General features: G+C 38.2%; 6 protein-coding genes. 2 read left to right on the top strand and 4 right to left on the bottom strand.

Annotated elements, in window-relative coordinates; translation table 11 throughout:
- Nucleotides 1–182 precede the first annotated feature (182 nt).
- Together AB1397_00005 and AB1397_00010 are read left to right on the top strand one after the other, a co-directional pair.
- Complete coding sequence (locus tag AB1397_00005; protein ID MEW6481388.1) at nt 183–797, top strand: VTT domain-containing protein; 615 nt, start codon at nt 183–185, stop codon at nt 795–797.
- Nucleotides 787–2,169: an alkaline phosphatase family protein gene (locus AB1397_00010; protein ID MEW6481389.1), complete on the top strand. Its 1,383-nt coding sequence runs from the start codon at nt 787–789 to the stop codon at nt 2,167–2,169. The genes AB1397_00005 and AB1397_00010 overlap by 11 nt, the downstream gene beginning before the upstream one ends.
- Nucleotides 2,170–2,322: 153 nt before the next feature.
- Here the strand turns inward: AB1397_00010 and AB1397_00015 are convergent, their stop codons facing one another.
- From AB1397_00015 to rpoB, 4 genes are all read right to left on the bottom strand, one after another.
- The gene (locus AB1397_00015; GenBank protein ID MEW6481390.1) at nt 2,323–3,285 is read right to left on the bottom strand and encodes an ABC transporter permease; all 963 of its coding nucleotides are present in this window, start codon (nt 3,283–3,285) and stop codon (nt 2,323–2,325) included.
- Nucleotides 3,282–4,229, bottom strand: a complete 948-nt coding sequence (locus tag AB1397_00020) for a lysylphosphatidylglycerol synthase transmembrane domain-containing protein (protein MEW6481391.1) — start codon at nt 4,227–4,229, stop codon at nt 3,282–3,284. The genes AB1397_00015 and AB1397_00020 overlap by 4 nt, the downstream gene beginning before the upstream one ends.
- Nucleotides 4,230–4,278: 49 nt before the next feature.
- A complete protein-coding gene (rpoC, locus tag AB1397_00025) occupies nt 4,279–8,403 on the bottom strand; it encodes a DNA-directed RNA polymerase subunit beta' (GenBank protein MEW6481392.1) in 4,125 nt (1,374 codons plus the stop codon).
- A gap of 28 nt (nt 8,404–8,431) precedes the next feature.
- On the bottom strand, nt 8,432–10,875 hold a 2,444-nt coding region (rpoB, locus tag AB1397_00030), incomplete at its 5' end, for a DNA-directed RNA polymerase subunit beta (GenBank protein ID MEW6481393.1).

The following is a 10,875-nucleotide window of genomic DNA, read 5'->3' on the forward strand; positions in this document are numbered from 1 at the left end:
TAAAACTTAAACCTTCAATTCAAAATTCAAAATTTAGAATTCAAAATTTCTTAAAAGGTGGATGAATTTTTAAACAGATAAACACACACTATCTATTTTTGCACTAAGTGAGGGAAGATACTATAGCTAAACACGTACTTTAAAGGTGTTTTTTCGGCTTTTTACATCCAGATGACATTGAAATGAAAGAAGAATGGATTTCTTACCCAAAAAAGCTTAAGATTCTTGCCATAACTATAATGATACCATTGCTTGTTGTATTCTTTCTTTTCTTTAAAGATAGATTTAAGGAGATTGCCCTTTTTTTGTACACCATCTCTGCTAACTCCTTTATCCCATTTCCCCATGAGCCAGTGGTAATACTCTATGGAAGCATACTAAATCCATTGGTGGTAAGCATAATATGTGGGGTTGCCACAATCTTTAGTGCAATAATAGACCTAATTGTTATGAGTTTTCTCTTTAAACACAAAAGTGTGGTTGAATTTAAGGAAAGGAATTATTGGTATAAACTAGCCGCAAGATACTTTAATATATCTCCAAGTGGAGCAATGGTCTTTGCTGCATTTACACCCATCCCATTTTACCCATTCAGGGTTATGGCAATACTTACCGGGCTTGCAAAATGGAAGTATATCCTCTCAACATTCATTGGACGCACTCCAAGATACTATCTTCTAGCCCTAATGGGAGATGCATTTTACATTCCCCTTTGGGCTATTGTGTTGCTATTCTTTTTGATACTTATTCCTCCAGTATTAAAGGTAGTAAAAAGGCTAATCTTTAATGTACCATAGATGCATATTCTTTCTTATTGATGGAGCAAGATATGATGTAACAAAGGAATTGTTGGCAGATGGGAAGCTTCCAAATATAGAAAAATATTTCCTCAAAAATGGCAGCTTTCTAAAGGGATTTTCTGTGCTTCCAACCACCACGGGACCAGCCCATATCCCATTTTTGTTTGGGGTCTTTCCAGGGGTTGCAAATATCCCTGGGATAAGATGGTTTGATAAGTCTATCAAATCTTTCTGGAATAAGCATCGCAGCTATGTAGGCCCGGGCAGCTATTTTATGGGTAATGATGTAAAAAGGGAGTATCACTCTTTATTTGAATATTTTTCCTCTCCTTCTAATATCTTTGGCTCACTTGATCGTTGTTATGGAACAAGGTTAAAAAATACAAGGATAGAAAAGCTTTTGTGGTTTCTCTTTGCCCACTATTCTAATCGATGGGAGCTGGTGGATGATTATGCAGGGAAAAGGCTCATTTTATCTTTGAAGGGTGGATGTGATTTTATATTTGCTGTTTTTCCCGCAATTGATGAGCTCAGCCATCTTACCCATCCCTATCACCATAAGGTTCTAAACAGCTATCTTAAAATAGATAGGATTGTAAAGGATACCTGTAGATGCTTGGAAGGGCAGAATATCTTGGAATCCACACTTTTGGTTATGGCATCTGACCATGGGCTTACAAAAACAGAAACCCATATCAGTCTGGTTGATCTCTTAAAGGAACATGGGTTTAACCCCCTATATTATCCAAAAATATTTAAAAGAGGCTATGATTCAGTGGTAATGGAATCAGGAAATGCTATGTCACTTATCTACTTTCTTGATCAGCCATCTCAACCCAAAACCATTGATGAGATAATGAGGGATAAAAGGAAAAGGAGGCTTATAGATTCTTTATTAAATAAAGAGGGGATAGAATTTATTGTTTTTCGTCTTAAAAATAGGGGGGTCTGTGTTTTAAATCTAACCGGAAGGATTTCAATCTATAATAGAAATAACGGCTATTATTTCAAGATAAAGGGTATAAACCCACTTGGATTTCCAAATACAGGCTTTATCCCTGAAGAAGATTCTATATTGTTAACCCAAAATAGCCCATTTCCCGATTCTATAAAACAGCTTGATCAGATATTCTTATCAGGAAGGAGTGGTGATATTATTGTGCTATCAAAAAAAGGCTATGATTTAAGAGAAAAACATGAATGGCCTGAGCATAAAAGCTCCCATGGTTCGCTGATTAGGGAGCATATGGAGGTTCCTATATTCATCAACTATCCCATTTATACAAATCCTATCCGCACAGTTGATCTTTTCTCTATAATCCTAAAGCTCTTGGGAAAAACCCTACCTCAAAATATTGTATGTGTTTAGGTAGGTGAGAATAAAATTGGGAAATAGGCACTTAAGGCACAAAGGCGAGAGAGTTTATTTATTACTTGCTTTCTTTGTGCCTTTGCCCCTTTGTGCCTAGGTATATAAGACAGCTAAACAACGGCTATGGTAATTTAGAAGCTAAACACGTACTTAATATCTAATCCTCGGGTCAGAGATGGCAAGGAGAATATCTGCAATTAGATTTCCCAAGATAAGAAGGAGGGTTGAAATAACAAGACCTCCCATAACAACATATAAATCCTGCGATAAAACAGCATCTAGGATGAGCCTTCCCATCCCAGGCCATCTTGTAATTATCTCAATAAGAGCAGCACCTGAAAGAACTGAGGAAAGTTGGAATCCAAAGATTGTAATCATTGGATTCATTGCATTCCTCAAGGTATGCTTATACAAAACATTGTTATGAGACAATCCCTTTGCCCTTGCTGCTGTAATATATGGTAGAGATAAAACCTCAAGGATATAGCCCCTCATAACCCTTAAAAGCCATCCAAGTCCTCCTATGATAAGACAACCAGCAGGAATAACTATATGCAGTGCATAATCTTTAATTTTTCCAAAAAATGAAAGCTCATAATGATCAATGCTTATCACGCCACCAATCGGAAGAATGTGTGTATTAGCGGCAAAAAATATAAAAAGAAAGGCGAGGAAAAATGCAGGAATGCTCATTGAAATAAATGAAAAAAAGGATATTGTCTTATCAAACACCGAATATTTATGTTGAGAAGAGATTAAAGCAAGGGGTATGGCAAAGAGCCATAAAAAAATAAGAACAACAAAAGAGAGATACAATGTATTAAAAAGCCTTTGTTTAATCAATGTAATCACTGGAATGTGGTAGGCTAAAGAAACCCCAAAGTCAAGATGAATGATCTTCCAAAGCCATTTGAAATATTGGATATAAAGGGGCTTATCAAACCCAAATTCCTTTCTCATATCTTCAATTGTCTCCTTGCTTATCTCTGGATTAAGCTTAAGGCTTGTCCAAAAATCCCCTGGGGCAAGCTGAATAAGAAAGAAAGAGATAATGGTTACCCCAAATAAAAGGGGGATGGCATGTAAAAGCCTTTTTATGATGTATTTTATCATCCTTCCTTCTTCAAAGAAAGAAGCTTTCCAAATGAAAGCCCTTCCAGGAATAAAAAAACAATCCCCACAATGGTTACAGGAACAAATGAAATAATATATGTAACCATTGAGTAGGAAAAGGCTATATCTTTATCTACCCCAAATAGGGCTAAAGCAAGGATACAAAAATATTGGTATGTTCCTAAATAGCCTGGGGCAGCTGGAATCATAACACCAATTACCGCCATTACAAGGACAAAAAAGCCGACATAGACGGGAAGATTAAGGGAAAAGCCATTGATACAGAAATACAAAAAAAGCCCATAAATCCCCCAAACAACAATGGAATAAAGCAAGATAATAAAAACCTGCTTTAAAGAGCCAAGAATAGAAAATCCCTCTGCAAATTCCTCAACCATACCTGCTAATTTTTTTGAAAAAGCCATTTTTTTTAGGACAAAATCCTTCTTAACCTTAATAAGAATAAAGAAAAAAAGGGCAAGGATATAAACACTAGCAACCACAAATCCCATTGTTTTAACCTTCTTTGGAAATTGACAAACAAAAAGAAGAATTGCCAGAAATAAGAATACAGAAAGCCCGTCAAATACCCTTTCTAAAAGAATTGTTCCAAAGGCAAGGCTTATACTTACATTTTCCCTTTTTTTAAGGATATATGGCCTTGCAAGCTCGCCAATCCTTGCAGGAAGCACATTGTTTATCATAAGCCCAATAAGAAAGCTTGATGTAAGGCTATAAAAACTTAAAGGCTTTAAAAAGAAAAATCGCCACCTTATAACCCTTACGATAAAACCAAGAACAATAAAGAGAAATGATAGACCAATCCATTGCCATTTAATCTTTGAAAATGACAAAATAACTTGAGAAAACGAAAGGTCTTTTATTGCGAGATAAATAAAAAAAATGCTTATTAAAATGGGAAGGAAAACCTTTATTTTGTTCATTACAAATTGAAAGGGAGTAAAATTTGCAATTGCCTCTACAAGAGCTTCCCTATTCTACAAAATGTTCCCTAAATCCAGTACCTGTGGGAATAAGCCTTCCGATTATAACATTCTCCTTCAAGCCCGAAAGATCATCAATCTGTCCATCAATCGATGCATCGGTCAATACCCTTGTTGTTTCTTGAAATGATGCGGCACTAATAAAGCTATCGGTAGCTAAAGATGCCTTTGTAATTCCAAGGAGGATAATTTTTCCCTGAGCCTGCTTTTTCCCTCCCCTTTTTGCCTTTTCATTTATCTCTTTAAATTTAGCCCTATCTATTTGCTCCCCTGGCAGAAGCCCTGTTTCCCCTGGGTCTGTAATCTTTACCTTCCTTAACATCTGCCTTATGATAACCTCAATGTGCTTATCATTTATATCAACATCTTGATGCCTATAAACCTCTTGAATTTCATTTAGAAGGTATCTCTGGAGCCTTTTTTCACCCTCTATCCTTAATATATCATGTGGATCAATAGGTCCTTCAACTAGCTGCTCACCAGCCTTAACCATATCACCTGGATGAACCTTAAGATGACGCCCCATCGAAATACTATACTCCTTTAGATCTTGGGTTATCTCATTTTTAACCTCAATTATCCTCGTCCTCATACCCTCTGTTTCCTTAAAGCTTACCACACCATCTATTTCAGAAAGAATAGCCGGATCTTTTGGCCTTCTCGCCTCAAAAAGCTCAACCACCCTCGGAAGGCCACCGGTAATATCCTTTGTATAAATAAATTCCTGGGGGAATTTAGCAATTACATCCCCAGCCTTCACCTCCCTACCCTCTTCTACTACAAGCCTTGCACCATTTGGAATGGTATATCTAGTAATCTGACCATCTAAGCTGATTATCAAAACAACAGGTTGAAGCTTTCCCTCTCGATCAGGGATTATCGTCCTTCTATAATACCCAGTATTCTCATCAAGCTCCTCCCTCAATGTCCTTTCAGAAACAATATCAACAAATTTAATCTTACCACTTATCTCTGTAAGGATGGGTTCATTATAGGGATCAAAATCAGCAATTTTTCTCCCCCCTTCTACAAATTCGTCTTGCTTGACAAATATCCTTGCCCCTGTTTTTAGCCTTATCTTTCTCTCGTCAGATACAATGTAAAGAGAGTCTTTGAAAAATTTTACCGTTCCCCGCACAGGTGTTTGAATGAATCTATCTTCTGACTGGATTATTTTCTCCCCTATATTTACCCAAAATCCTTCATGGACAATAGGTTTAAAAGAAGATGATAAGGGATGAGAAAATAAGACCTTTACAATTGTTATATCTCCCTCCCTCAAAGAAATATAGGTTCCATCATCCATTTCAACTAGCCTTTTTGGAAGATCAACAATCCGTACAGGATAATCAAATTTTATTTCTGCCTCTTCCACTGCACGACGTGCTGTTCCTCCAATATGAAATGTTCTCATAGTAAGCTGGGTTCCTGGTTCACCAATGGATTGAGCGGCAATTATTCCTACTGTTTCTCCCAAATCAACCAATTTTCGTGTAGAAAGATCCCAACCATAGCATTTACTACATATCCCCTTTTCTGCTTCACAGGTAAGCACATACCTTATTTTTATCTTCTCAATCTCTGCTTTATCTATTTTCTCTGCTCTCTCCTCTGTAATCTCTTCATTCTCTTTGACAATTATCTCTCCGGTCATTGGATCAACAACATCCTCAAGGCAAACCCGTCCTAATACCCTACTTCCCAAAGAAACAATAACCTCATCCCCTTTCTTTATCGGCTCAATAATACTTCCATTTATTGTTTTACAATCATCCATTGAAATAATAACATCTTGGGCTACATTCACAAGCCTCCTTGTAAGATAGCCTGCATCTGCTGTCTTTAAAGCTGTATCTGTAAGACCCTTTCTTGCACCATGGGTTGAGATGAAATATTCCAAAACAGAAAGACCCTCTCTAAAATTCGATGTAATAGGGAGTTCTATTATTTTACCACTTGGTTTTGCCATTAAACCCCTCATTCCTCCAAGCTGCCTTATCTGTTGCCTGCTTCCCCTTGCTCCTGAATCCATCATCAGATAAACGGGATTAAATCCAGCCCTATCTCTACTTATTTCATCAAAAAGCATCTTTGCCAGGTCTTCATTTACAGATGTCCAGATATCAACTACCTGATTATACCTTTCCTCATCTGTAATCAATCCATTCTGGTATGCCATTTGTATCTTTTCCTGCCTTTTAAATGTAGCCTCCAAAAGCCTCTTTTTTCTCTCGGGAATCTTTATATCAATCATTGAGATAGAAGAAGCAGACTTTGTAGCAAATTTATAACCAAGCTCCTTTATCTCATCAAGAAATAAAACAGATCTTGTTATACCATATTTTGTATAAATCTTCCTTACTAAATCAGCCAAAAATCCCTTATTTAAGGTCTGATTTATATATCCCATCTCGCTTGGCACTGCCTCATTAAAAATTACCCTTCCTGGTGTTGTCTCTTGCAATTTACCATCCATCTTTACTTTTATAATGGAATGGAGATCAATCTCTCCCATCTCATAGAGGGAGATCACCTCGTCTTTATCCTTAAATATCCTTCCTGTACCCTTTGTATTCTTTCCCTCCTTTGTAAGATAACAAAGCCCTAATACTATATCCTGGGTTGGAGCAACCAAGGGCTTTCCAGAGGATGGAGAAAGAAGGTTATGAGAAGAAAACATTAAGATTCTTGCCTCAAGCTGAGCCTCTAAAGAAAGGGGGATGTGGACTGCCATTTGATCTCCATCAAAATCTGCATTAAAGGCCGCACAAACCATAGGATGAATCCTGATCGCCTCACCATCTACAAGAACTGGCTCAAATGCTTGAATAGAAGCCCTATGAAGGGTTGGCGCTCGATTAAGAAGGATAGGGTGATTTTTTGTTATCTCCTCAAGTGCATCCCATATCTCTTTGGTCTCCTTTTCAATAAGCCTCTTTGCACTCTTGATATTGTGGGCATATCCTGTGGCAACAAGCCGTCTCATCACAAATGGTTTAAATAGCTCAAAAGCCATCCTTTTGGGAAGACCACATTGATATAGCTTGAGAGTAGGATCAACCACAATTACACTTCTTCCAGAATAATCAACCCTCTTTCCCAGAAGGTTTTGTCTAAATCTTCCCTGCTTTCCCTTTAAAATCTCAGAAAGGGATTTAAGGAGTCTATTTGATGATGAAAGAACAGGCTTTCCCCTTCTTCCATTGTCAAACAGTGCATCCACTGATTCTTGAAGCATCCTCTTCTCATTCCTTATAATGACATCTGGTGCCCTAAGTTCAATAAGACGCTGAAGGCGATTATTTCTGTTAATAACCCTTCTGTAAAGGTCATTAAGGTCAGAGGTAGCAACCCTTCCCCCATCAAGTTGAACCATTGGACGAAGGTCTGGTGGAAGAACAGGAATAACAGTAAGAATCATCCACTCGGGTTTATTTCCAGATTTAATAAATGATTCAATAATAGAAAGCCTTTTTACAATCTTTCTCTTTTTTGGGGCAGATTTTTCATCTTCTAATGACTTTCTTAAATTACTTGCAAGCCTCTTTAAATCTAAGGAACTTAAGGCAGAACGCACAGCCTCCGCACCCATTTTTGCCTCAAATCCACCTGGATACCTTTCCAAAAGGGCATTATATTCAGACTCTGACAAAACACTATGTTTTTTTATCAAAACATCTTTTTCGGTGTTAAGAACAAGCCAGCTGTCAAAGTAAATAACCCCTTCAAGCTCCTGGCTTGTTATATCTAAAAGTAGTGCGATGGGAGAGGGAATTCTCTTTACATACCAGATATGAGCAACAGGTGCGGCTAATTCTATATGACCCATCCTTTCCCTTCTTGCATCTGATTTTATAATCTCAACGCCACATCTATCGCAGATAACGCCCTTGTATCTCATACTTTTATACTTGCCGCAGAAGCATTCATAATCCCTGGTAGGACCAAAGATTCTTTCACAAAATAGGCCATCCCTTTCGGGACGCAAAGAGCGGTAATTTATGGTCTCGGTCTTTTTAATTACCCCCCTTGACCAGCCTCTTATTACATCAGGCGAGACAAGCCCTATCTTGATTAAGATATTGCTCACATTAAAATCCTTCTCAAAAGGCATTTTCTAACCTCCTCCTTATATTAAAATCTTAAATCTTAAATTCCTCTTTTCCCTCCCTGGCCTTTTTCCTTCCAAACATATCTTCCTTTTCTTCCCTGAATAGGGAAGTAATATCAAGGGTTTTCCCCTTTTCATCCAGGATATTAATATCTAATCCCAAACTCCTTAGTTCATATGTAAGAACCTTAAATGATTCTGGAATCCCAGGGGGTTTTGCATTTTCTCCCTTTATAATCGCACCATATGCCTTTGCCCTTCCCATAACATCATCACTCTTTACAGTAAGAAGCTCTTGAAGGATATGAGAAGCACCATAAGCCTCTAATGCCCAAACCTCCATCTCTCCAAATCTCTGACCTCCAAATTGTGCCTTTCCACCCAATGGTTGCTGGGTAACCAATGAATATGGGCCAATGGAGCGGGCATGAACCTTATCCTCAACCAGATGGATAAGCTTCATCATATAGATATAACCACAAGAAACCTTGTCATCAAAAGGCTCTCCTGTTCTTCCATCATAGAGGGTTATCTTTCCGTCCCTGGGAAGCCCTATCTCCTCAAGCATATCTCCTATTTCCTCCTCACTTGGGCTATCAAAAACAGGAGAGATCATTCTTACCCCTTTTTTATAGGCAATCCATCCAAGGTATGTCTCTAAAATCTGTCCTAAGTTCATCCTAGAAGGAACCGAAAGGGAATTTAAGATAATATCAACCGAAGTTCCATCGGGAAGATAAGGCATATCGCCTATGGGTAATATTTTAGCAATTACCCCTTTGTTTCCATGGCGGCCTGACATTTTATCGCCGACGGTAATCTTTCTTTTCTTTGCTACATAAACCTTTGCCATTTCCTCTATTCCTACTCCTAGGCTATCACCCTTTTTTTGTGAGAAATACTTAACATCTATTACTATTCCATCATCAGAATATGGCATCCTTAAAGATGTATCCCTGACATCCCTAACTGTCTCGCCAAAGATAGAGTAAAGAAGCTTGTATTCGGGAGAAAGGTCTTTCTCTCCCTTTGGTGTAACCTTACCAATCAAGATATCACCAGATTTAACTACCGAACCTATTCTAACAATTCCATTCTCATCGAGGTTTTTTAGAGCTTCCTCCCCTATATTTGGAATATCCCTTGTCATTACCTCAGGGCCAAGCTGGGTCTGCCTTCCCTCAAGTTCGTATTCTTCAATATAGATGCTGGTGAACAAATCCTCAAAGAGCACCCTTTCGGAAAGAATGATGGCATCCTCATAGTTATAGCCTTCCCATGGCATAAAGGCAACCAGAAGGTTTCTTCCCAGAGCAAGCTTTCCATTATCAATAGATGGTCCATCAGAGATAACATCACCTTTATTAACCACATCACCCTCTCGGACAGTTGGTCTCTGATTAATATATGTCCCCTGGTTTGAACGTTTGTATTTTATCAGCTTATAGGTCTTCTTTTCATTCTCGTTTGTAATCTCTATTGTATCACCTGTAACTGTGGTTACTTTTCCAGATAGAGAAGAAATAAGGACAGAGCCACAATCAACTACCACCTTTTCTTCCATCCCTGTCATAACCAAAGGTGCTTCTGAATGAAGAAGGGGAACGGCTTGTCTTTGCATATTAGAACCCATAAGTGCCCTATTCGCATCATCATGCTCAAGGAAGGGAATGAGGGATGTGGTTACTGAGATAAGTTGTTTTGGCGAAATGTCAATATAGTTAACCTCTTCCTTTGAAACCAGAGGAAACTTATCGCCCATTCTTACCAAAATTAGCTTCTCGGTAAAATATCCATTCTCATCAACCGGGGTTCCTGCATAGGCAATGTTATAGTTTTCTTCATCATCAGCTGAAAGATATTCAATTTTATCGGTTATTCTTCCCCCTTCCACCTTAAAATATGGGGTGGTAAGAAAACCAAATTCATTTGGCTTTGCATAGAGCGAAAGGGATGTTATCAAACCAATATTTGGTCCCTCTGGTGTTTCAATAGGGCAGATCCTTCCATAGTGAGATGGGTTTATATCGCGAACCTCAAAGCCAGCCCTCTCTTTAGAAAGGCCACCGCTTCCTAATGCAGAAAGCCTCCTTTTATGTGTAAGCTCAGCTAAGGGATTTGTTTGATCCATAAACTGGGAAAGCTGGTTTGTTCCAAAGAATTCATTTATACTTGCAATAAAGGGTCTTATATTAACCACAGATTGTGGGGTCATAAGCCCAAGCTCCTGCATACTCATCCTTTCCTTTATGTTTCTTTCCATCTTTATAAATGTAGGCCTTAGGTGGTTTTCAAGAAGCTCGCCACAGCTTCTTACCCTCCTGTTGCCAAGGTGGTCAATGTCATCGGTTTTTCCCTCTCCATTGGAAAGGCCAATAAGATACTTGATTGCGGCAATAATGTCCTCTTTTGTGAGAACAAGAACAGATGCTTCTGTATTTAAATTAAGCTTCTTGTTTATCTTGTATCTTCCCA

The sequence above is a fragment of the bacterium genome, assembly GCA_040756715.1.
Classification (GTDB): Bacteria; UBA9089; UBA9088; order UBA9088; family UBA9088; genus JBFLYE01.